20 protein-coding genes are annotated in these 22,716 nt (G+C 69.3%); 14 read left to right on the top strand and 6 right to left on the bottom strand.

Going from position 1 to position 22,716, the window contains the following annotated elements:
- Positions 1–112 precede the first annotated feature (112 nt).
- The 4 genes from ACFVS6_RS34985 (at position 113) to ACFVS6_RS34970 (ending at position 4,558) form a co-directional block, all read left to right on the top strand.
- Entirely contained in the window at positions 113–1,012 is a 900-nt protein-coding gene (locus ACFVS6_RS34985; protein ID WP_389710436.1) for a hypothetical protein, read from the top strand.
- Positions 1,009–3,102 carry a hypothetical protein gene (locus tag ACFVS6_RS34980; protein WP_389710434.1) on the top strand — a complete coding sequence of 698 codons (2,094 nt, stop codon included), beginning with the start codon at positions 1,009–1,011 and terminating at the stop codon, positions 3,100–3,102. Before ACFVS6_RS34985 ends, ACFVS6_RS34980 begins: the two co-directional genes overlap by 4 nt.
- 239 nt (positions 3,103–3,341) lie before the next feature.
- The gene (locus ACFVS6_RS34975; protein ID WP_389710432.1) at positions 3,342–4,022 is read left to right on the top strand and encodes a hypothetical protein; all 681 of its coding nucleotides are present in this window, start codon (positions 3,342–3,344) and stop codon (positions 4,020–4,022) included.
- A gap of 206 nt (positions 4,023–4,228) precedes the next feature.
- Positions 4,229–4,558 carry a Pycsar system effector family protein gene (locus ACFVS6_RS34970; RefSeq protein WP_389710430.1) on the top strand — a complete coding sequence of 110 codons (330 nt, stop codon included), beginning with the start codon at positions 4,229–4,231 and terminating at the stop codon, positions 4,556–4,558.
- A 35-nt stretch (positions 4,559–4,593) separates the two neighbouring features.
- On the opposite strand, the gene ACFVS6_RS34965 is transcribed toward ACFVS6_RS34970, so the two are convergent.
- Positions 4,594–5,760 carry a magnesium and cobalt transport protein CorA gene (locus ACFVS6_RS34965; RefSeq protein ID WP_389710428.1) on the bottom strand — a complete coding sequence of 389 codons (1,167 nt, stop codon included), beginning with the start codon at positions 5,758–5,760 and terminating at the stop codon, positions 4,594–4,596.
- 441 nt (positions 5,761–6,201) lie between these two features.
- On the opposite strand from ACFVS6_RS34965, the gene ACFVS6_RS34960 reads away from it, so the two are divergent.
- On the top strand, positions 6,202–7,338 hold the full coding sequence (locus tag ACFVS6_RS34960) for a winged helix DNA-binding domain-containing protein (protein WP_389710426.1): 1,137 nt from the start codon (positions 6,202–6,204) through the stop codon (positions 7,336–7,338).
- A 45-nt stretch (positions 7,339–7,383) separates the two neighbouring features.
- The gene (locus ACFVS6_RS34955; RefSeq protein ID WP_389710424.1) at positions 7,384–9,063 is read left to right on the top strand and encodes an AMP-binding protein; all 1,680 of its coding nucleotides are present in this window, start codon (positions 7,384–7,386) and stop codon (positions 9,061–9,063) included.
- A gap of 24 nt (positions 9,064–9,087) precedes the next feature.
- On the opposite strand, the gene ACFVS6_RS34950 is transcribed toward ACFVS6_RS34955, so the two are convergent.
- Both ACFVS6_RS34950 and ACFVS6_RS34945 read right to left on the bottom strand, forming a co-directional pair.
- On the bottom strand, positions 9,088–9,576 hold the full coding sequence (locus ACFVS6_RS34950; RefSeq protein WP_389710423.1) for a glutathione peroxidase: 489 nt from the start codon (positions 9,574–9,576) through the stop codon (positions 9,088–9,090).
- A 67-nt stretch (positions 9,577–9,643) separates the two neighbouring features.
- Positions 9,644–10,441 (bottom strand): hypothetical protein, encoded by a 798-nt coding sequence (locus ACFVS6_RS34945; protein ID WP_389710422.1) that lies wholly within the window; start codon positions 10,439–10,441, stop codon positions 9,644–9,646.
- A 266-nt stretch (positions 10,442–10,707) separates the two neighbouring features.
- On the opposite strand from ACFVS6_RS34945, the gene gcl reads away from it, so the two are divergent.
- Together gcl and ACFVS6_RS34935 are read left to right on the top strand one after the other, a co-directional pair.
- Entirely contained in the window at positions 10,708–12,495 is a 1,788-nt protein-coding gene (gene gcl / locus ACFVS6_RS34940) for a glyoxylate carboligase (RefSeq protein ID WP_389710420.1), read from the top strand.
- 298 nt (positions 12,496–12,793) lie between these two features.
- Positions 12,794–14,287: an APC family permease gene (locus tag ACFVS6_RS34935; protein ID WP_389710418.1), complete on the top strand. Its 1,494-nt coding sequence runs from the start codon at positions 12,794–12,796 to the stop codon at positions 14,285–14,287.
- A 435-nt stretch (positions 14,288–14,722) separates the two neighbouring features.
- Here ACFVS6_RS34935 and ACFVS6_RS34930 read toward each other — a convergent pair whose 3' ends face one another.
- The 3 genes from ACFVS6_RS34930 to ACFVS6_RS34920 all read right to left on the bottom strand — a co-directional run bounded on the left by ACFVS6_RS34930 (position 14,723) and on the right by ACFVS6_RS34920 (position 18,213).
- Positions 14,723–16,180 carry a catalase gene (locus ACFVS6_RS34930; protein ID WP_389710479.1) on the bottom strand — a complete coding sequence of 486 codons (1,458 nt, stop codon included), beginning with the start codon at positions 16,178–16,180 and terminating at the stop codon, positions 14,723–14,725.
- A 233-nt stretch (positions 16,181–16,413) separates the two neighbouring features.
- On the bottom strand, positions 16,414–17,304 hold the full coding sequence (locus tag ACFVS6_RS34925; protein WP_281204044.1) for a 2-hydroxy-3-oxopropionate reductase: 891 nt from the start codon (positions 17,302–17,304) through the stop codon (positions 16,414–16,416).
- A gap of 75 nt (positions 17,305–17,379) precedes the next feature.
- Positions 17,380–18,213 (bottom strand): TIM barrel protein, encoded by an 834-nt coding sequence (locus ACFVS6_RS34920; protein ID WP_362876380.1) that lies wholly within the window; start codon positions 18,211–18,213, stop codon positions 17,380–17,382.
- Positions 18,214–18,339: 126 nt separating this feature from the next.
- Between ACFVS6_RS34920 and ACFVS6_RS34915 the strand changes: the two genes are divergently transcribed.
- The 6 genes from ACFVS6_RS34915 to ACFVS6_RS34890 all read left to right on the top strand — a co-directional run bounded on the left by ACFVS6_RS34915 (position 18,340) and on the right by ACFVS6_RS34890 (position 22,557).
- Positions 18,340–18,591: a thiamine-binding protein gene (locus ACFVS6_RS34915; RefSeq protein ID WP_389710416.1), complete on the top strand. Its 252-nt coding sequence runs from the start codon at positions 18,340–18,342 to the stop codon at positions 18,589–18,591.
- Complete coding sequence (locus tag ACFVS6_RS34910) at positions 18,588–18,983, top strand: helix-turn-helix domain-containing protein (protein WP_389710414.1); 396 nt, start codon at positions 18,588–18,590, stop codon at positions 18,981–18,983. The genes ACFVS6_RS34915 and ACFVS6_RS34910 overlap by 4 nt, the downstream gene beginning before the upstream one ends.
- 154 nt (positions 18,984–19,137) lie before the next feature.
- Positions 19,138–19,644 (top strand): 2-oxo-4-hydroxy-4-carboxy-5-ureidoimidazoline decarboxylase, encoded by a 507-nt coding sequence (gene uraD / locus ACFVS6_RS34905; RefSeq protein WP_389710412.1) that lies wholly within the window; start codon positions 19,138–19,140, stop codon positions 19,642–19,644.
- A gap of 2 nt (positions 19,645–19,646) precedes the next feature.
- Positions 19,647–20,036 carry a hydroxyisourate hydrolase gene (gene uraH, locus ACFVS6_RS34900; protein ID WP_281204049.1) on the top strand — a complete coding sequence of 130 codons (390 nt, stop codon included), beginning with the start codon at positions 19,647–19,649 and terminating at the stop codon, positions 20,034–20,036.
- A 1-nt stretch (position 20,037) separates the two neighbouring features.
- Positions 20,038–20,961 (top strand): factor-independent urate hydroxylase, encoded by a 924-nt coding sequence (gene pucL, locus ACFVS6_RS34895; RefSeq protein WP_356876379.1) that lies wholly within the window; start codon positions 20,038–20,040, stop codon positions 20,959–20,961.
- A gap of 192 nt (positions 20,962–21,153) precedes the next feature.
- On the top strand, positions 21,154–22,557 hold the full coding sequence (locus ACFVS6_RS34890; RefSeq protein WP_389710410.1) for an 8-oxoguanine deaminase: 1,404 nt from the start codon (positions 21,154–21,156) through the stop codon (positions 22,555–22,557).
- Positions 22,558–22,716 lie beyond the last annotated feature (159 nt).

The following is a 22,716-nucleotide window of genomic DNA, read 5'->3' as shown; positions in this document are numbered from 1 at the left end:
GCGGGCCACACTCCATGTGCCCAGCGCTGTGCATTCGGTGGAACGGCACGGACGGAACCTCGAACCAGCCCGACCACGGCTGCTCGACGAACCATTCGTGAGGAGAATCCGCATGCCCGTATCCGTGCCCGTTCCGTACGCCGAAAGTCGACCGCTCCCGCCCTACCGTGCCCTGTTCGCGGTGGACGCGAAGGACTTCACCGGCCTGCCGGCCGCTCAACACGGCCCGGTCAGCCGGCTCATTCCTCAACTTGTTGACCAGGCGTTGGAACGAGCCGGCCTGCACCAGTTGCGTGATGCCCAGCGATTTCCCGCCAACACCGGCGACGGCGTCGTCTTCGGGTTCGATCCGGTACACCTGCCCTTCGTGCTCTGGCCCTTCCTGGGCGTTCTGGACGACGTACTCGGTTCGTACAACCGGCAGGCCGTCGGCCCGCGGATCAGGCTCCGGGCCAGCATCCACGTCGGTCCGCTGCCCGACGGGGACGAGCCCGGGGACGGGAACGGCACGGCCCGCAACGACATGCACCGGCTCCTCGACTCGCTCCCGGTCAAGGCGATCCTCGCCGCAGCGAGCGAAGAGGTGACCCACCTCGCCGCCATCGTCTCCGAGCGGGTCTACGAGGACGTCGTGCTGGGCGCCTACACGGGGCTCCACCCAGACCGGTGTGTCGAAGTGTCCGCCACCGTCGAGGGCAAGAACTTTGCACAGCGGGCCTGGCTGTACGTCCCCTCGCCCTCGGGGAACCTGGTACGGGCCGGCATCCAGCCGCGTGAGGAACCCGTGGGCGCGGTGCCGGTGAGGCACGCCGTGACATCGGACAAGGGGACCGGCACGGACAACGGCGGGAACTCCCAGCACGTCGGGGAAGGAGCCGCGGTGATGGGCAACATCGGTCGTGACTTCACCTATACCGCGCCTGCGACCACGTACCGTGGAACCAATCAGCATTGGGGCAGCGGAGACAACGTCGCCGGTGACAAGCGAGCCGGCGACGAGGACCGCCGGTGACTGCCGGACCCGTCCCGGCTGCCGATCCGGACATCCAGCCGGACACCGTCCACTCAGATCCGCCGCCCGGTTCGGATGCTGCCGGTCCGGATGTCGCTCATCACAATTCCTTCCGTGAAAGCCGCCAACGCGTCGACAGCGGAGTCGCGCTGATGGGGAACGTGGGCGGTGACTTCACGTACCTGAACATCAGCGGGTGGACCGACGAAGCCACCGAGCGAATCCTCAAACCGCGCCTGCGTGAGGGGCCTTATCCGGCGAAAGAGGTGCGCGATCGGCTGTACGGATTCGTCGAACCACCAGCGTACGCACGCTGCCGGAAGGCGCTGGACAGTCGGATCGTGCTGCTCAGGGCGAGGGCCGGAACAGGCGCCGGTACGGCGGCGTTCGCCCTCCTCGCCGAAAGGCACGGCGAGGACGGAGTCACGGGCCTGGACGCCATGGCGGATCTGTCGGTGTGGCGCCCGAAAGCCGGTCGCGGATACCTCCTCCAGGGTTTGCCGGCGGCATCCGCCCGATCGCTCGACGAGGTGCGGCTCGCAGGTCTGGCCGATGCCTTGCGCGCAGCCGGGGCGCACCTGGTGGTCACCATGGCGCAGGAAGCCCGCTTACCGTCGGACACCGGCCGGTGGGAAGAGGTGCATCTCGCGCCCGGACCGCACGAGGTCGCAGAGAGGCGACTGCTGCTCCTGGCCGCAGACGGGCGGCTCGACAGCGAACAGCTGAACGCCGCACTGGAACACCTGGCCTCGCCCGCGTGCACCGAGTACCTCTCGACGCATCCACTTCCCGGCGACGCCGTCGACCTGGCGGACGGGTTGCGGCAGTCCGCGGAGACGTCGGCACCGATCAAGGTTGTGCTCGACGACCTCCTGACAGGTACCGCGGATGCCGCTCGGTCCGCGCTCGTTCAGGCCCGCCACAGCCCCGACAGGGTCGCTTTGATGGCGGCGGTCGCTCTGCTCGCCGGACAGGACCGTACGGTGATCGAGCAGTTCGCCACGGCAATGCGCCCCCTCCTCGGTGCGCGTGCCACAAGGACGGTGGTCCATGGCGAGGACTCCGAGCATCAGTTGCCCGACGTACTCGGCCCGTCGTTCGAGGACCGACTCGAAGCCATCGGCGCACGACCGCTGGCGCCCCGAACTTCGCCCGCTGACCGGTACCGCTACCCCGTGCAGTCGATCGTCTTCTCCGGCAAGCACCGCTCGGCGACACTCCTGCGGCACCTGTGGCTGGACTTCGAAGGCATGCCGGATGTGCTGTGGGGATCGCTTGAGCAACTGCGCTATCAGCCTGGCCTCGATGTGGCTGCCGGGGTGGCTATCGGCCGGGTACTCGCTCACGCCACCGGTCCCGGAGCGCTGACCCAGTTGCACCGCTTCGCCTCCTCGGGCGACCGCTGGCGCCGACGTCTGGTGGCGGTCGCATTGGGAGAGATCGTCCAACATCCCCTGGTGTCGGGGGCGGTCAAGGAGCAGATGCGCCGATGGAGCCGGTCTTCCTCCGCAGTACTCCGCTGCACGGTCGCCGAGACCTGCGCGGGTAGCTACGGCCTCGCCAGGCCGGCCGCGGCCCTGAAACTCCTGGACACCATCCTGGAAGGTTCCTCGACGGAGTTGGACGACAAGCTGCGCGCCGCCGTCTCCTTCGCGCTCGGGGCCCTCCTTACCGAGGAGGGAAACCACATGGAGGTTCTTGAGACGGTGACGAGGTGGCTGGAGACCGGCCGGGGAACACCCCGTCACACGCTGGCGGTGCATGTGATCCACTCCCTGTGTCTATCGACGTTCCCCCAGCCGGGTGCGCCGGGCGCCGTCCGGATCACCCTGGCTCAGACTCTGGAACGCCATCCGGTGCAGGGCTTCTCGCTCGTCGTGCAGGGTCTTGACGATCCGGCCACGTACGAAGCGGTGGCCCGAGGGCTCGGGCGGGTCGAAGCCGAGCCCGACACGTTCCGGAGGACGGCATTCGACCACCTACTGAGCGAGCTTTCCCGCATCGCTCGGCATCGTCCGGGAGTCATCCGTCTACTGCTGGGGCGCCACCGAGACCATATGAATGCATCGCGAAGGGGAAATGCGTCATGAGCAGGCCGCTGTTCACTTCGGACACGTCTTCACCGGTTCGGCAACTGCTGAGGCAGAGGTTCGGATCGCCATCGGATCGCGCGCTCGTCCTCCTCTCGGACCAGGGGGAGGATCGACTGGAGCCGCCCCGAGGCGGAGACATCTGGGGATACCCCCGACCGTCCATCGGTGCCGTCTTCCGTAGGGAGTTCGACTCGATCGGGTGGGTCTCGTTGGCGGAACGCCGGACCGTGGTGGAGGTGTCACATCGTGTCCCTGCGACAACAACACCTTCGCGGGCACGCTACGAAGTCGCCTGGAACGTCAGCAACCCGGTGGTCACGGCGCGCAGCGGCCTCACCGAGGACACCGCCCGCCGGCTGATCGCCCAGTCCATCCGAGGAAGCGTCGAGGTGATGGGTGCCCCCGATCTCCTCCGGCGGCCGCCGGTCCTGTACGGGACCGCCCCGGTCGAGCCGCCCGGCCGGCCACGGAGCATCGACGGCGCGGGACTGACCTACTGGTTCCTGGACCCCCCGGCCGGCCTTCTGCCGGCGTCGAGCCATCCTGCCGAACTCCTCCTTCCGCCGGGCTTCGGCGAGGCCCACCGTGAGGCCTACAGCTTCTACCGCGAAGTGGTCGCCGGCGGACCGGTCGGCCTGGCGGCGCTCTGGTTGCTTCACCATCCCGATCAGGCCAGGGAGGTACTCGACTGGACCGTCGAGAACGGCAAGCTGCTGAGCGAGCGGGACGGATGGGAGCGAACACTGGCCGCAGCGCTGCAAGGGCTGACGAAGGAGGACCGGAGCTTCATCGGAGTGAACCTGGCGAGCCTCCTCAGCGAAGTCGGCGTACCCCAGGGCGATGAGGTTCTGCGCCGGATCGGTGAAGCCGGTGTACCCCGTAGCGGCACGAACGGTTTCCACGGGGTGGCTCCGTGATGCGGGCTCTGTCGTCTCGCCTGGCGGTGTTGAGAAGCCGGCCCGAGAGCCATCCCCCGGACACGGACCACGTAGTGGTCCTGTCGCGCGAGCTCATCGCGCAGAACTACATGGAAATCGGACGGGCTGATGGCAAGGCAGCCGTTCTGCTGGCAACAGGAGGCACACTCTTCGGACTTCTACTCGTAAGACGTCCCCTCGATGCATTGTGGGCCGTCGCCTTGTGGTGGACGGCGGCGGCCACCACGACCATGGCGTTGGTCTTCCTGCTCCTGGCCCTCACCCCGCGCCGGGGCGCGAGGGCCGGCGACCGCAGCGGCCTCCTCGCCTATTACGAGGACGTAGCACGGGTGGAGACGCGCTCCGAACTATCGACCGGACTCATCCGCCACGGCTCCCATCCCCATCCCCGACTGCTCCGCATGTTGAGGGAGACCAGCAGAATCGCCCGGGCCAAGAACCGCTGCGTGCGGTACGCGATCGTCATGTTGCTGCCGGCAATCACGGCGGCCCTTACAGTCGTTGCAGTCGGTTGATACGGACTTGCCGACCGGTGTGTATGGCCCACCGCTTACAGCCAGTCGCGCTTCTTGAAGATGACGTACAGGCTCACGCAGACGACCGCCATGAGCAGGATCGCGAAGGGGTAGCCGGCCACCCACTTCAGTTCGGGCATGGTCTCGAAGTTCATGCCGTAGATCGTGCCGACCAGGGTGGGGGCGAAGAGGATCGCCGCCCAGGAGGAGATCTTCTTGATCTCCTCGTTCTGTTCGAAGCCGGCTTCGGCCAGGGCGCGCATTTCGGCGTTCTGCTGTTGGGAGACCAGGGTGGCGTTGACCGTCAGGATTTCGGTGAGGGCCTGGCGGAAGCCGTCCACGCGTTCGCTGGTGTGGGTGACGTGGTCGGCGACGTCCCTCAGGTAGCGCTGGAGTTCCTCGTCGGTGCCGTACTTGGCGAAGCCGGCCATCAGGCCGTGGAGCATGCCGACCAAGGGGCGGGTGGCCCGTTGGAACTCGACCATTTCGCGGGAGAGTTCGTAGATGCGGCGGGAGACCGCGGGGTCGCCTCGGAAGACCTCGGTCTCGATCTCGTCGATGTCGGTCTGGACGCCCGCGACGACCGGTGCGTAGCCGTCGACCACCGCGTCGAGGATCGCGTACAGGGCGGCTTCCGGGCCGAGGGAGAGGAGGGCCGGGTTCTCCTCCATGCGGCGGCGGACGGCGGAGAGGTCGGGGGCGCCGCCGTGGCGGACGGTGATCAGGAAGTCCGGGCCGACGAAGACGTGCAGTTCGCCGAACTCGACCTCCTCCAGGGCGTCCAGGTAGCGGGCCGCGCGCAGGACGACGAACAGGGTGTCGCCGTAGCGCTCCAGCTTGGGGCGCTGGTGGGCTTCCAGGGCGTCCTCGACGGCGAGTTCGTGGAGGTTGAACTCATGCGCGAGGGAGTGTAGTTCGGTCTCCGTGGGGCGGTGGAGCCCGATCCAGGCCATGCCGTCCGGCTGCTCGCGCAGCTGCCGGAAGGTGTCGGCGAGGGTGGCCGGGGAGGCGATGCGCAGGCCGTCGCGGTAGACGGCGGAGTCGATCACGCTGCGGTGGTTGGGCGGGACCGCCGCGGTGGGCTCCGGCCCGCCACCCGCCGGGGGAGGCCCGGCCGGGGGAGTGGCGCCGTGGCCGGACGGGCGGAGCCGGCCCGGGCGCTTCGCGGGCGGGGTGGGGCGGCGGTCTGGTCGCTCCGACATCGCAGGTCAACTCCCGGTCGAACGTACGTTTACTCATCAAGGGCAGGATATAGGGATGTATCGGCAGGAATGTCGGCCGTCAGGAGGGTGCGGATGCCGACCGTCAGGACGGGAGGAACGTGGGCCGTCAGGACGGGGAGGAACGTGGGCCGTCAGGACGGGGAGGGACATGCGCCTTCAGGACGGGGAGGGACATGCGCCTTCAGGAGGGGACGAGGTGAGGGGACGGGGTGAGGGGACGGGGTGGGGACGGGGACGAGGAATGGGGGAGGGGCCGGAAGGCGGCTCGGGCGGAGGTGGAGGGCAGAGGGCAGGGTGCAGAGGGCGTCGGGCCGAGGGCGCCAGGCGCCAGGTGCCGGTTCGCGGGCCGTCCGGGAGGGGTGTGAGTTCGGGATGGGATTGCGGACAGGGGTCGTCCGCAATCGCCGTTAGCGTGTGGGCATGGCCTCCAGGACGAAGACCCCCGACCAGAGTCCCCTGATCGGGACCCGTGCGCTGAACCGCGCGACCCTTGCCCGGCAGCTGTTGCTGAGCCGGGCGGAGATGTCCGCGCGGGACGCCGTCGCGCACCTCCTCGGGCTGCAGGCGCAGAACGTCAAGCCCCCCTACTTCCAGCTCCACGCCCGCCTCGCCGGGTTCCGGCCCGCCGAGCTGGCCGGGCTCATGGAGTCCCGCGAGGTGGTCCGGATGGTGACGATGCGCTCCACCATCCATACCCACACCGCGCACGACGCCCTCACCCTGCGGCCCCTCGTCCAGGCCGCCCGGGACCGTGAGGTCGCGTACTTCCGCAAGGGGCTCACGGGCGTGGACCTGGACCGGCTCGCCGAGCGGGCCCGGGCCTTCATCGAGGCGGAGCCCCGCACGATGGTGGAGATCCGCGAGGAGCTCCTCGTCCACTGGCCCGCCGCCGACCCGCAGTCGCTGTCGGTCGCGGCCCGCTGCCTGCTCCCGCTCGTCCAGGTGACCCCCCGCGGCGTGTGGGGTCGCAGCGGGCAGGTCCGGCTGGCCACCGTCGAAAGCTGGCTCGGGGAGGAAGCCGCTCCGGCTCAGCCCGTGGACGAGGTGGTGCTGCGCTACCTCGGCGCCTTCGGTCCCGCCTCCGTGAAGGACATGCAGACCTGGGCCGGTCTCACCCGGCTGCGGGAGGCCTTCGAGCGTCTGCGGCCGCGCCTGATCACCTTCCGGGACGAGAACGGCACCGAGCTGTTCGACCTGCCCGACGCACCCCGCCCCGACGCCGACACGCCCGCACCACCGCGTTTCCTGCCCGAGTTCGACAACCTGCTGCTCTCCCACGCGGACCGCACCCGTGTCGTGGCCCCCGAGATCAAGGGCCGCACCTGGACGGGAAACCAGGCCCACCGCACCCTCCTCGTCGACGGGTTCCTCGCGGGGCTCTGGCGCCTGGACGAAGGCGCGAAAGAGGGCTCCGGGACGGATCCCGTCCTCACCGTCGAGCTGTTCGGCACGCAGTCCCGCGCACGGAAGGAGGAGATCGAGGCCGAGGGGCAGGTCCTGCTCGCCGGCATGGCGGGCGGCCCCGGATCCGTGCGCTTCGGGTCAATCCTGGGCTGACGCCGCCCTGGTGGACGGTACGTCCGGCGCGGCACGATGCCTGTCATGACGGAGAACAGCGCCACCGACAGCTTCCTCGCCGCACGGGACTTCCTGCTCGCGCACCGCGGGGACTACGACGCCGCCCACACCGGATTCACCTGGCCCCGCCCGGAGCGTTTCAACTGGGCACTCGACTGGTTCGACCGCATCGCGACCGACAACGCCGCCGACGCGCTGCGCATCGTGGAGGAGGACGGCACCGGCCGCAGCGTCTCCTTCGAGGACCTGAGCGCCCGCTCCGCGGCGGCCGCGAACTGGCTCCGGGCCCAGGGCGTGGAGGCCGGCGACCGGATCCTGGTCATGCTCGGCAACCAGGTCGAGCTGTGGGAGGTGATGCTCGCCGCGATGAAGCTCCGCGCCGTCGTCATCCCCGCGACCCCCCTGCTCGGCCCGGCCGACCTGCGCGACCGGGTCGAGCGCGGCGCGGTCCGCCACGTCATCGCCCGCTCCGAGGACACCCCCAAGTTCGACGAGGTGCCGGGCACCTACACCCGGATCGCCGCGGGAGAGGACGTCCCCACCGGGTGGCGGCGGCTGGAGGACATGCGCCGGGCCGATCGGGAGTTCCGTCCGGACGGCGAGACCCTCGCCACCGACCCGCTGATGCTTTACTTCACCTCGGGCACCACCGACCGCCCCAAACTGGTCGAGCACACGCACGCCTCGTACCCCGTCGGGCACCTGTCGACCATGTACTGGCTCGGACTGCGCCCCGGCGACGTGCACCTCAACATCGCCTCGCCCGGTTGGGCCAAGCACGCCTGGTCCAACCTCTTCGCACCGTGGAACGCCGGCGCCACCGTCTTCGTCCACAACTACGCCCGCTTCGACGCGGAGCGGCTGATGGCCGAGATGGACCGGGCAGGCGTCACCACCTTCTGCGCCCCGCCCACCGTCTGGCGGATGCTGATCCAGTCCGACCTCACCCGACTGCGCAAGCCCCCGCGCGAGGCGGTCGCGGCGGGCGAACCGCTCAACCCCGAGGTCATCGAGCGGGTACGGGAGGCCTGGGGCGTGACCATCCGCGACGGCTTCGGCCAGACGGAGACCACCCTCCAGGTGGGCAACTTCCCCGGCGTCCCCGTCAAGCCCGGCTCCATGGGCCGGCCGGCGCCCGGATACACGATCGTGCTGCTGGACGCCGTCACCGGTGAGCCGTCGCCCGACGAGGGGGAGCTCTGCGTCGACCTGCGCACCCGCCCCGCCGGCGTGATGACGGGCTACCGCGACGACCCGCGGCGCACCGCCGAGGCCATGGCGGACGGGCTCTACCGCACCGGGGACATCGCCGCGCGCGACGCGGACGGCTACCTGACCTACGTCGGGCGCGCCGACGACGTGTTCAAGGCCTCCGATTACAAGATCAGCCCGTTCGAGCTGGAGAGCGCCCTGCTGGAACACGAGGCCGTCGTCGAGGCGGCCGTCGTACCGGCTCCGGACGCGCTGCGGCTCTCCGTCCCGAAGGCGTACATCACCCTCGCCGAGGGCTGGGAGCCGGACAAGGAGACCGCCCGGGTGCTCTTCGAGCACTCCCGGGCGGTCCTCTCCCCGTACAAGCGGATCCGCCGCATCGAGTTCGCCGAGCTGCCCAAGACCGTGTCCGGCAAGATCCGCCGGGTGGAGCTGCGGGAGCTCACCGCGGCCGGCTCCGCGGGGGAGTACGACGAGGCCGACCTGCGCTGAGCGGACGTACGGGGGCCTGCGGCCTCAGGCCGGCAGCTGCGCCTCGATCGCGGCGATGACCTCGGGCGCCTCGGGCTCGGTGCGCGGGCGGAAGCGTGCCACGACCTCGCCGGCGGGGGAGATCAGGAACTTCTCGAAGTTCCACTGGATGTCCCCCGCCTCGCCGTCGGCGTCCGGCGTCCGCACCAGCTCCTGGTAGAGCGGGTGCCGGTTCTCGCCGTTGACCTCGGTCTTCTCCAGCATGGGGAAGGTCACGCCGAAGCCGGCCGCGCAGAAGGTCTGGATGTCCTCGGCGTTGCCGGGCTCCTGGCCGCCGAACTGGTTGCAGGGCACGCCGATGACGGTGAAGCCCTTCTCCTCGTACTTGAACTGCAGGCGGGCCAGCCCGGAGTACTGGGGGGTGAGACCGCACTGCGAGGCGGTGTTCACCAGCAGGATGGCCTTGCCCTTGTGGGCCGCGAGGCTCGTCGGTTCGTCGGCAAGGGTGGTCAGCGGGATGTCGTACAGGCTCATCGGGCTCTCCTCGGCGGGGCGGCAACAACAGCAACAACAGGAACAGTGGTACCAACGATCTCCGAGCCTAGGCCCCCGTCCCGACGAGTTCGTCCGCCGGGTCGTTGACCGGCTGCGGCATGCCGGTCAGGTCCATGACGAACAGCGGTATGCCCAGGTCGTCCGCCCGGCTGCGGGCGTCCTCCGTGTACCCGGCGAGGGAGAAGTAGACGCTCGTCGCGGAGGCCGTCAGCCCGTTCAGCCAGACGCACTCCACCGCCCGTAGCCCGGCCGGGGTCGTCGTCGGATCCACTTGCGCGACGACTCCGGGTGCCCGGAGGTCCACCGCCGCCGACGGGATGGGCAGCCCGTCCGGTCGGCGGACGTCCTGGAAGCCGAGCCACCGCAGGTACAGCGCGGCCGTCGCCACCGCGTCCCGGGCCGTACGGATGGTCACCGGCCGGAACGCGGGCCGCGGGACCGGGGTCCTCCCGGCCGCACCTGACCCCGCACCCGCACCCGTGCGCGCGCCCGGACGGCCGGATGTCGGTGGTGCGACTGCCGGCGGCGTCGCGTCACCGACCGGGTCGGCGTCGCCGGCGGGTCCTGCCCGCTGTGCCTCGGGCGGATGGACCGGAATCAGGACCACCGTCCCGCACGATCCGCACCCCACCTCCGGGTGCGGCCATTCGCTGTCCCGCCCGCAGGCCCCGCACCGCACGGTCACCCAGCTCTGCGACCAGGTGCGGTGCGTGAGCGTGAGCGGTGGCGCGGTCAGGTCCAGCGCCGGTGTGACCGGGCTCCCGCAGGCGCAGGGGAAGACCGGGGAGGTGTAGCCGTTCTCGCGCATGCACTCCGGGCAGCGCACCGGTACCGCTTCCGCCATGTGAAAAGGACCCCCTCGTCGCTGTGCGTAGGTCCATGCTCCACCACCCGCGACCGAGGGGGCGGGCGAGCCCGCGGATTGCCCCGGAATCGCGCCGGCGGCCCGGCCATTTGTGCAACTCACCGAAACAGATGCGGCTTTTGGTGCGTTCCGGGGTGTCCTCCCGCCTTGACGTGCGACAAGCCGCCGCTTAGCTTGTTCCGTATAGCAGAACAAAACTTCCGGATTACGGAAAAGCCTGACCGTCGGACCCGCAGGAGAACTCGATGCCCCGTATGACAGCCGCCGCCGCTGCAGTGGAGATCCTCAAGCTTGAGGGCGTTTCGCAAGCCTTCGGCGTGCCCGGCGCAGCGATCAACCCGTTCTACCGCGAGCTCAAGAACGTGGGCGGCATCAGCCACACGCTCGCCCGCCACGTCGAGGGCGCCTCGCACATGGCCGAGGGGTACACGCGTGCCAAGGCCGGCAACATCGGTGTCTGCATCGGTACCTCCGGCCCCGCCGGCACCGACATGATCACCGGTCTGTACTCGGCGATCGCGGACTCCATCCCGATCCTGTGCATCACCGGTCAGGCTCCGGTCTCGAAGCTCCACAAGGAGGACTTCCAGGCCGTCGACATCGCCTCGATCGCCAAGCCCGTCACCAAGAAGGCCACGACCGTCCTGGAGGCCGCGCAGGTCCCGGGCGTGTTCCAGGAGGCCTTCCACCTGATGCGCTCCGGCCGTCCGGGCCCGGTCCTGATCGACCTGCCCATCGACGTCCAGCTGACCGAGATCGAGTTCGACCCGGAGACCTACGCGCCGCTGCCGGTCTACAAGCCGCAGGCCACCCGCGCCCAGGCCGCCAAGGCCCTGCAGTTCCTGCTGGAGTCGGAGCGCCCGCTGATCGTCGCCGGTGGCGGCATCATCAACGCCGACGCCTCCGACCTGCTGGTCGAGTTCGCCGAGCTGGTCAACGTCCCGGTCATCTCCACCCTGATGGGCTGGGGCACCATCCCGGACGACCACGAGCTGGCCGCCGGCATGGTCGGTGTCCAGACCGCGCACCGCTACGGCAACGCGACGTTCCTGGAGTCGGACTTCGTCTTCGGCATCGGCAACCGTTGGGCCAACCGTCACACCGGTTACAACCTGGACGCCTACACCAAGGGCCGCAAGTTCGTCCACGTCGACATCGAGCCCACGCAGCTCGGCAAGATCTTCGCCCCGGACTTCGGCATCGCCTCCGACGCCAAGGCCGCGCTGGAGCTCTTCATCGAGATCGCCAAGGAGCTCAAGGCCGAGGGCAAGCTGCCGGACTTCTCCGCCTGGACCGCCTCGGCGCAGGACCGCAAGGCGACCCTGCAGCGCCGTACGCACTTCGACAACATCCCCCTGAAGCCGCAGCGCGTCTACGAGGAGATGAACAAGGCGTTCGGCCCCGAGACCCGCTACGTCACCACCATCGGGCTCTCGCAGATCGCCGCCGCGCAGTTCCTGCACGTCTACCGCCCGCGCAACTGGATCAACTGCGGCCAGGCCGGCCCGCTCGGCTGGACCATCCCGGCCGCGATCGGTGCCGCCACCGCTGAGCCGGAGACCCCGATCGTCGCGCTCTCGGGCGACTACGACTTCCAGTTCATGATCGAGGAGCTGGCGGTCGCCGCCCAGCACAAGGTCCCCTACGTCCACGTCCTCGTGAACAACGCCTACCTGGGTCTGATCCGTCAGGCGCAGGGCGGTCTGGGCATCAACTTCGAGGTCAACCTCGAATTCGAGAACATCAACACCCCCGAGCTGGGTGTCTACGGCGTCGACCACGTCAAGGTCGCCGAGGGCCTGGGCGTCAAGGCCATCCGTGTCACCGACCCGGACAAGCTGGGCGAGGCCTTCGAGGAGGCCAAGAAGCTGGCCCAGGAGTTCCAGGTCCCGGTCGTCGTCGAGGCCATCCTGGAGCGCATCACGAACATCGCGATGAGCAAGACGGTCGACATGAGCGACGTCACCGAGTTCGAAGAGCTCGCGACCGAGCCGGGCCACGCCCCGACCGCGATCAAGGCCCTCCAGGTCTGATCACCCCGCACCACCCGCCGGCCCCCGTCCCTCCACCAGGAGGGGCGGGGGCCGTCCGCGTCGCGGGGTCGGTGGCGGGCAGCCGCCTGCTGCCAGGCGCCCGCCACCCGTCCGCCCGCCGTCGCCCGTCGCGCGCCGCCCGGCGTCCGTTCGGGGGCCCGGCCGCGCGCGTCGAACGCCGCGTACGGGGTCCGGGTGGTCGCGGGGGCACACTGGCCGGGTTGCCCCGCCCCCTCCGGCCCCGCCGGCCGCCGCTGCCGCGGGGGAGGGGCGGCCCGAGGAGCACGGGGAAGGGCAGGTGGCCGAGGTGGTCGAGGCGTCGCAGGCTCCCACGGGGGGACGGGACGGCGGTGACCCCGCCGAGCCCGGCGGTTACCGGCAGGAGCTCAAACGCACCCTGGGCTCGTTCCAGGTGTTCGCGATCTCGTTCGCGTTCATCTCGGTGGCGGTCGGCATCTTCGCCACCTACGACCAGGTACTGCTGACCTCGGGGCCGGTCGGGATCTGGCTGTGGTTGATCGCGGCCGTGGGGCAGACCCTGGTGGCGCTGGTGGTCGCGCAGTTCGCGGCCCGCATCCCGCTCAGCGGCTCCTCGTACCAGTGGGCCTCGCGGCTGGCGAGCCCGCGCACGGGCTGGTGGTTCGGCTGGTTGACCTTCTGCTACCTGGCGATCGCCGTGGTGGCGATGGACAACGCGCTCGCCTCCCAGGCGTTCATGCCGCTCGCCGGCATCGCGCCGGACGAGGGGACCGCGCGCCTGATCACGGTGGTGGCGCTGTGCGTCCAGGCCGTGATCGCCATCGCCTCGACGCGCCTGGTCAGTTGGATCAACTCGGTCGCGGTGGGGCTCGAAGTGGTCCTCGTGGTGCTGGTGGCCGTCGCCCTCGTCGTCGCCGTGGTGGTCGCGGGCGGCGGCTCGACCGGCAACCTCACCTCACGGGGCGTCGCCGTCCACGCCCCGGACTACTTCGGCGTCGGAGGCGGGCTGATGCTCGCGATGATCATGGGGTTGGCCACGCTGGTCGGGTTCGACTCCGCGGCCAACCTGGCGGAGGAGGCCAAGGATCCCTACCGCAGCGTCCCGCGCGCCATCGTGGGGTCGGTCGTGGCGGCCGGGGTCCTCGGCATGCTCTTCCTGATCACGCTCACCGTCGCGATCGAGGACCTGCCGCGGATCAGCGCCGACCCCTCGCCCGTCGCGGCGATCCTGCGCGAGCGCCTCGGTCCGGCGGCGGAGAGCGGGCTGCTGGTCGCGATCTCGTTCGCGTTCTTCGGCGCCGGGGTCGTGGTGATGGTCGCCTGCTCACGGCTCGTCTACGCGATGTCGCGCGACGCCCGGTTCCCCGCGTACCGCACGATGCGCCGGGTCAACCCGCGCACGCGGACACCGATCCCGGCGACCCTGCTGATCCTCGCGCTCGGCGTCGTGCTGATGGTCGGGCTGCCGGGCGCCGCGCTGCTGGAGCTGATCACCGCGTCGACCATCCTCCCGGCCCTGATCTACGGCGCGACGATCGTGCTCTACCTGGCCGTACGGGGCCGGCTGGGCCGGAGGGAGGGCGCGTTCGGCCTCGGACGCTTCGAGCTGCCCGTCGCGCTCTGCGCGCTGGTGTGGACGCTCGTGGCGCTGTTCGTCCTGGTGGCTCCCGCGGAGGCACTCGTCTCCGTGGTGATCGTGGCCGGTCTGCTCGTCCTGGGAGGGCTGTTCTTCGCCGGGATGCTGCTCTTCGACCGAGAGTCGCTGCGGAAGGCGCCCGGGGACGAGGAGAACGCGTCCGGCGACCGCATCTGACCGGGAACGGGTACGGCGCACACCGCGCACACCGCACACCGCGCACGACAAAGCGCCGAGTCACGGGACCGTCCGTGACTCGGCGCTCTGGTTTGGTACCGCCCGACGGAGCGAGGCTGGCGCGACAGGACGTTCGCACCGCCGGGCGGAGTGCCGGGGGGAGGTTGTCCTCTCTTATAGGAGGGGGCTCTGTGCGTAGCCCCTCGTACAAGGAGGATGTGGCTGGGACCGTGGCGGGCGGGCGACGAGAACTCCGGCGTCGTCTCCCTCAGGTCAAGAGACGGGCCTCGGAACCCATTACCACCGCACTGGCTCGCACGCTCGCCACGGTCCTCGTCCTGCCCTCACCGCGTACCACCCCTCATCCGGGTCCACGGGTCGGGCTCAGCACCCGGGGCCTGACCTCCCGTCAGGCCCCCGGTACAGCTTTCAGGCTCAGGCGTCGCGCAGGGCGCGGACGGCCTCCTCGACGCGCTTGCCGTAGTCGGCGTCGGCGGCGTGGAAGTGAGCCAGGTTCTCCTCGATGACGTCCTCCAGGGTGACCTGGGAGAGACCGCCGGCGATGTTCGCCACCAGACGCTCCTTCTCGGCCTCCGACATCAGCCGGTACAGCTCGCCGGCCTGGAAGAAGTTGTCATCCTTGGTGTGGGCCGGGGCCTCGTGGGTGCCGGTCCAGCCGGAGACGGCCTTCGGGGCGCCCAGCGCGAGACCGGTCTCGGCCGGACCCTGGTACGAGTTGGGCTCGTAGTTCTTGTCGTGGCGCGAGCCGTTGCGCAGCGCCATGACGCCGTCGCGGCCGTAGTTGTCGGCCTTCGTCGCCTTCGGGGCGTTGACCGGCAGCACGGTGTGGTTCACACCGAGGCGGTAGCGCTGGGCGTCGGCGTACGCGAAGAGACGGCCCTGGAGCATCTTGTCCGGCGAGGCGGTGATGCCCGGGACGAAGTTGTTCGGGGAGAACGCCGACTGCTCGACCTCGGCGAAGACGTTGTCCGGGTTGCGGTCGAGGACCAGACGGCCCACGCGCTGCAGCGGGTAGTCGCTGTGCGGCCACACCTTGGTGAGGTCGAACGGGTTGAAGCGGTAGTCCGCGGCCTCGGCGGCGGGCATGATCTGGACGTAGAGGGTCCAGCTCGGGTTCACGCCGCGCTCGATCGCCTGGAGCAGGTCGGTCTGGTGCGAGTTGGCGTCCTTGCCGACGAGCTCGGCGGCCTGGTCGCCCGACAGGCAGCGGATGCCCTGGTTCGTCTTGAAGTGGTACTTGACGAAGAAGGCCTCGCCCTGCTCGTTCGTCCACTGGTAGGTGTGCGAGCCGTAGCCGTTCATGTGGCGGTAGGACGCCGGGATGCCGCGGTCACCCATCAGCCAGGTGATCTGGTGCGTCGCCTCGGGGGCGTGCGCCCAGAAGTCCCAGACGTTGTCCGGCTCCTGCTTGCCCGTGAAGGGGTCGCGCTTCTGGGAGTGGATGAAGTCGGGGAACTTGATCGGGTCCTTGATGAAGAACACCGGGGTGTTGTTGCCGACGAGGTCGTAGTTGCCCTCTTCGGTGTAGAACTTCAGCGCGAAGCCGCGCGGGTCGCGGACGGCGTCCGCGCCACCGAGGGAGTCCGCCACGGTGGAGAACCGCAGGAAGGTCTCGGTCTTCTTGCCGACCGTGTTCAGGAACGCGGCGCTGGTGTACGCGGTGACGTCGTCCGTCACCTCGAAGTGGCCGTACGCGGCGGAACCGCGGGCGTGCACCACGCGCTCCGGGATGCGCTCACGGTTGAAGCGGGCAAGCTTTTCGAGGAGCTGCTGGTCCTGGACCAGGAGCGGGCCACCGACGCCGGCGGTGGCGGAGTTCTGATTGTCGGCGACCGGGGCGCCGGACTCGGTCGTCAGCGTGCGCTTCGACATGGTGACCTTCCGTACGGATAACTGCTGACGGAATCGGTCTTCCGTCATGCGGAACAGCCTAAATTCGGCTCGAACGCGACGTCAACAGTTTGTTGAACAAAGATTGAGGAGAGGAAATCCGGACGGTGCCGGCGCTTGGGCGCGACAGGACAGGTGTCAGCACCGGCACCATCCGGACACTCGGGGCCCCCGTGAGGGGGGAGGCGCGGCCCGCGGGGCGGGCCGCGGCGGGATCAGACCTGGTCGCCGGAGAGGCGCTCGACCGCGCGCAGCAGCGCGGAGTGGTCCAGGCCGCCGTCACCCTGGGCGCGCAGCGAGGCGACCAGCTGGGCGACGACCGCGCCGACCGGAAGGGCCGCACCGACGTTGCGGGCGGCGTCGGTGACGATGCCCATGTCCTTGTGGTGCAGGTCGATCCGGAAACCGGGCTTGAAGTCGCGGTTCAGGAAGTTGTCCTTCTTGCGGGTCAGGACCGTGGAGCCGGCCAGACCGCCGTTGAGGACGTCCAGGGCGGCCTGGAGGTTCACGCCCGACTTCTCGAGGAAGACGACGGCCTCGGCGCACGCCTGGATGTTCACCGCGACGATGAGCTGGTTGGCGGCCTTCACCGTCTGGCCGGAGCCGTGCGGACCGCACAGGACGATCGTCTTGCCGAGGGTCTCCAGGACCGGCAGGGCCTCGTCGAAGTCGGCCTGCTCGCCACCCACCATGATCGACAGGACGGCCTCGATGGCACCGGCCTCGCCACCGGACACCGGGGCGTCGATGACGCGGATGCCCTTCTCGGCGGCGTTCTTCGCGAGGTCGATCGAGGTCTGCGGGGTGATCGACGACATGTCGACGATCAGCGCGCCGGACTTCGCGTTCTCCAGGATGCCGTTCTCACCGTAGGAGATGGCCTCGACCTGCGGGGAGGCGGGCACCATCGTGATGATGACGTCGGCGTCCTTGACGGCCTCGGCGATCGAGCCGGCCGCGCTGCCGCCGGCGGCGGCCAGGCGGTCCAGCTTGTCCTGCTCCAGGGTGAAGCCGGTGACCGAGTAACCGGCCTTGAGGAGGTTCTCGGCCATGGGGGAGCCCATGATTCCGAGGCCGATCCAGGCGATCTTGGGGAGGTTGCTCATGATGAGGGTCCTTCTCTTAATGCTTTGTACGAAAAGTGCGGGGGGTGCCTGGCTGATCGCCTGGACTTTGTCCGCCTATCGGGCGGCGCGGGCCTCGGCGGGCAGCCATTCGAAGGACGCGGCGGCGTCGGCCGCCTTGTACTCCAGGCCCACCCAGCCCTCGTATCCGGCCTTCTTCAGCTGGTCCAGGAGCGCCTCGAGGGGCAGCTCGCCGGTGCCGGGGGCACCGCGTCCGGGCTTGTCCGCGATCTGGACGTGACCGGTCTTGGCGGCGTACTTTTCGATGACCTCGGAGAGGTCCTCATCGTTCATCGCCAGGTGGTAAAGGTCGAGCAGGAACTTGGCGTTCCCGAGGCCGGTGGCCTCGTTGACCTTGTCCACCACCTCGATGCCGGCCGGCGCGCTCACCAGGGGGTAGAGCGGCGACTCGGGCTTGTTGAGGGTCTCGATCAGGAGGATCGCGCCGACGCGGTCGGCGGCCCGAGCGGCCACGACCAGGTTCTTCAGCGCGAGCTCGTCCTGGACGGCCGGGTCCACGCCTTCGACGCGGTTGCCGTACAGGGCGTTCAGCGCCTTGCAACCCACCGAGGCGGCGAAGTCCGCCGCGACGTTGATGTTGGCGTTGAAGCGGTCCGACTCGTCACCGGGTACCGAAACCGCGCCGCGGTCCGGGCCCGGCAGTTGGCCGGCGTAGAAGTTCAGGCCCACCAGCTGGGTGCCCGCGTCCTCAAGAGCCTTCTTGAGGGCGTCGAGCTCAGCCTGTGCGGGGGTGGGGGTCTCGATCCAGGGCCACCACAGCTCGACCGCCGTGAAGCCCGCCGCGGCGGCAGCCGCGGGACGCTCCAGGAGCGGGAGTTCCGTGAAGAGGATCGACAGGTTTACATCGAAGCGCTGGTCCGTGTATCCCATGAGGGGTGTGCGCTCCTTCCGTATTGCGGAAGTTATTTTCTGCTTGATGGAAGACTGCATGGGATTCCGCGCCGATGTCAAGTGCGGACTGCCGAAAAATCGTGACTGCGCAGTAGGTTGACCTGCGTGCGATTGAGAGTGGAGTTCACGACCGAGCCCTTCGATCTCGAAGAGGCCCCCGCCCATGCCGTGGCCGCTCGCGAGGTCATCCAGAAGGCCCAGCTGGACGCGGTGGACGTCGGCCCGTTCGGCAACACCGCCGAGGGCGAGGCCGACCGGGTGCTGACCGCCGTGGCCGCGTTGCTGCGCGATTCCCTGGAGGCCGGCGCGACGCGCGTCTCGCTCCAGGTGAACGTGATCAGGGAGGAGGCCTCGTGACCGAGCCCCGTGACCACCCCTTCGTCGCCGCGGTCAAGCCCCTGATCGACGCGATGGGCGGCGAGCTGATGGATCCGGCCCTGGCCCAGCCCGACGACGTGGTGCTGAGCTGGGAGGGCCAGGAGCTGCTGGCGGTGCGACTGCCCCAGCTGTCCGACTCGCTGGACCACATCCTGGCCGCCCTGGAGCGCCGGCACGGCGTACCGTTGGCGCAGTTGGACCGCAAGGCCAAGCAGGACGTGGTGCGGATACTGGAGGCGCGGGGCGCCTTCTCCGTGCGGCACGGTGTGGAGACGGTCGCGGGAGCACTGGGCGTGAGCCGCTTCACCGTCTACAACTACTTGAACAGGGATTCGGCCACCCCGAAAGCGCCCAAGAACAGCCAAGAGTGAACCCACGGTCACCACACGTCACGAGCCGCCGCCCAATTCACCCGGGCGGCGGCTTTTGTGTACGGGAAGTTTCAACAAAGTGTTGACGCCGTGTTGTCGAGGGCGTTAGCTATGCGCAGCCCGTCCAAGCAACAACAGGCCACGGAGGCCTACCGTGACTTCGAGTCCGACCCCGGGTCTCACCCGGTTCAACGCCTTGGCCGACAGCGAGGCCACGGCCGAGCTGCACGAGGTGTGCGCCAGCTCGGCATGGGGCGAAAAGCTCCTCGCCCAGCGCCCCTTCGCCACCGCCGACTCCCTGTTCGCCGCGAACGAATCCGCCATGGCGGAGCTCACCGCGGAGGACCTGGGCGAGGCGATGGGCGGCCACGCGCCGATCGGCCGGCCGAAGCCGGGGGACCCGACCTCCGCCCGCGAGCAGCGTGGCATGGCCGGCGCCTCGGAGGAGCTGAAGAACGAGCTCCTCGAACTGAACCTGGCCTACCAGGAGAAGTTCGGCCACGTCTTCCTCATCTGCGCCACCGGTGCGACCGGTGAGTTCATGCGGGACGCGGTCAAGGTCCGGATCGACAACTCGCCGGAGCAGGAGCGGGAAACCGCCCGCGGTGAGCTCGTCAAGATCAACAAGATCCGCCTGACCCGACTCGTAGAAGGAGAGTGACCATGAGCACGGCAACCACCGCCTCGGTGTCCACTCACATCCTGGACACCAGCATCGGCAAGCCCGCCGAGGGCGTCGCCATCTCCCTGTCGGCCCGTACGGGTCTCGACGGCGAGTGGGCGGCCCTGGGTGGATCCGCCACCGATGCGGACGGGCGCTGCAAGGACCTGCCGGCGCTGCCGGAGGGCACCACCCACGTGCGTCTCGACTTCGAGACCGAGACGTACTTCTCCAAGAAGCAAGCCGAGGCGCAGCAGGACGCCCCCCGCGTAAGGGACAGCGGTGCGTTCTTCCCCGAGGTCACCATCACCTTCGCGGTGAACCCGGGCGAGCACTACCACGTACCGCTGCTGCTCAACCCGTTCGGCTACTCCGTTTACCGAGGGAGCTAGCATGGCCACGATTCTGGGCCAGAACCAGTACGGCAAAGCAGAGAACCGCGTCGTCAAGATCACGCGGGACGGCGACACCCACCACATCAAGGACCTGAACGTCTCGGTCGCCCTCTCCGGCGACATGGACGACGTCCACTACTCCGGCTCGAACGCCAACGTCCTGCCGACGGACACCACCAAGAACACGGTGTACGCGTTCGCCAAGGAGTACGGCATCGAGTCCGCCGAGCAGTTCGGCATCCACCTGGCGCGCTGGTTCGTCAACAGCCAGGAGCCGATCCAGAAGGCGCGCATCCGGATCGAGGAGTACTCCTGGTCCCGGATCGCCACCTCGGACGCCAACTCCAAGTTCATCGGCTCCGACGAGGTGAACCACTCCTTCGTCCGCAACGGCGGCGAGACCCGGGTCACCCAGATCACGTACGACGGCAAGAACTGGGAGGTCATCTCCGGCCTCAAGGACCTCGTCGTCATGAACTCCACGAACTCCGAGTTCTGGGGTTACGTGAAGGACAAGTACACGACGCTGAAGGAGGCCTACGACCGGATCCTGGCCACCCAGGTGTCGGCTCGCTGGCGCTTCGCCTGGTCGGACGACGAGCAGCGGATGCCCAACTGGGAGAAGTCCTACGCCGAGACCCGCAAGCACATGCTGCAGGCCTTCGCGGAGACCTACTCCCTCTCGCTCCAGCAGACCCTGTACCAGATGGGTTCGCGCATCATCAACCACCGTTCGGAGATCGACGAGGTTCGCTTCTCGCTCCCGAACAAGCACCACTTCCTCGTCGACCTGGAGCCCTTCGGCCTCAAGAACGACAACGAGGTGTACTTCGCCGCCGACCGCCCGTACGGGCTGATCGAGGCGACGGTCCTCCGCGACGGCGTTGACGCCCGTATCCCCGTGGACATGACCAACCTCTAGGGCGCGGCACGCGTTCCCCGGGGCTCCGCAGTGGCCCCGGGGTGCGCGACACCCCCACAACTTCCTGAATCGGCACCCGGACGCAACACACGGGGCGGCAGTACTGTCAGCTGCCAAGGCCCCCGGCTCCGGCACTCAAATCCCCTGGGTTTTGCCGTGCCCGCACCGCCACTGAAAGCACGAGGAAGTCCCATGGCAGCATCGGCAGCCCCTGACAGCGCCGTCGAGCGCATCGTCGTCGAGAACTGTGCGATCGCGACGGTCGACGCGAACGACACCGAGTACGCCTCGGGCCACGTCGTCCTCGCCGGCAACAGGATCGAGTTCGTCGGCGCGGGCAAAGCCCCCGCGAACCTCGAAAACGTGGTCCGCCGCATCGACGGCACCGGGCACCTCGTGACTCCCGGTCTGGTCAACACGCACCACCACTTCTACCAGTGGATCACGCGTGGCCTGGCCACCGACCACAACCTCTTCAACTGGCTCGTCGCGCTGTACCCGACGTGGGCGCGCATCGACGAGCAGATGACGTACACGGCCGCGCAGGGCTCCCTCGCCGCGATGGCCAAGGGTGGTGTGACCACCGCGATGGACCACCACTACGTCTTCCCCGCGAACTCCGGCGACCTGTCCGGCTCGATCATCCGCGCCGCGTCCGAGATGGGTGTCCGCTTCACCCTCGCCCGCGGTTCGATGGACCGCAGCGAGAAGGACGGCGGCCTGCCGCCGGACCACGCCGTCGAGACCCTCGAAGGCGCGCTGGCCGACACCGAGGCGACCGTCAAGCGTTACCACGACGCCTCCTTCGACGCGATGACCCAGGTCGCCGTCGCCCCCTGCTCCCCCTTCTCCGTCTCCACCGAGCTGCTGAAGCAGGGCGCCGAGCTGGCGCGTCGGCTTGGTGTGCGCCTGCACACGCACGGCTCCGAGACCGTCGAGGAGGAGCAGTTCTGCAAGGAACTGTTCGGCATGGGCCCGACCGACTACTTCGAGTCGACCGGCTGGCTCGGCGAGGACGTGTGGATGGCGCACAGCGTCCACATGAACGACTCCGACATCGCCGCGTTCGCCCGCACCAAGACCGGTGTCGCGCACTGCCCGTCCTCCAACGCCCGTCTGGCCGCCGGCATCGCCCGCGTCCCGGACATGCTGGCCGCCGGCGTACCGGTCGGCCTCGGCGTGGACGGCACCGCCTCCAACGAGTCCGGTGAGCTGCACACCGAGCTGCGCAACGCGCTGCTGATCAACCGGCTGAACCCGGTCCACCGCGAGCGTGCCCTCAACGCCCGCCAGGCCCTGCGCCTCGGCACCTACGGTGGTGCCCAGGTCCTCGGCCGCGCGGACAACATCGGTTCGCTGGAGGTCGGCAAGTGCGCCGACCTGGTCCTGTGGAACCTGAACACCCTCCTGCACTCCTCGATCGCCGACCCGGTCACCGCGCTGGTCTTCGGTGCGGCGGCCCCGGTGACGGCCTCGTTCGTCAACGGCAAGCAGATCGTCGAGAACAACCGACTGCTCTTCGCCGACGAGGACGCCATCGCGGTGTCCACGCGGCAAGAGGCCCAGCGCCTCGCGCGGATCTCCGCGCAGGCCTGATCCCCCGGAGTCCGGTCGGGGGGGACGGCCCCCGACCGGCGGGCGGGGGCCCCCGCGGGGGGGGCGGGCGGCCGTGCCCGGGAGGGCCCCCGGGGGGGTACGGGGGGGGCCCCCGGGGGGGGGGCATCGGTCAAACCCCCCCCCCCCGGCACAGGGGAC

The organism is Streptomyces sp. NPDC057939 (assembly GCF_042887545.1).
Lineage (GTDB): Bacteria > Actinomycetota > Actinomycetes > Streptomycetales > Streptomycetaceae > Streptomyces.
This window is presented reverse-complemented; position numbering and strand designations above follow the sequence as displayed.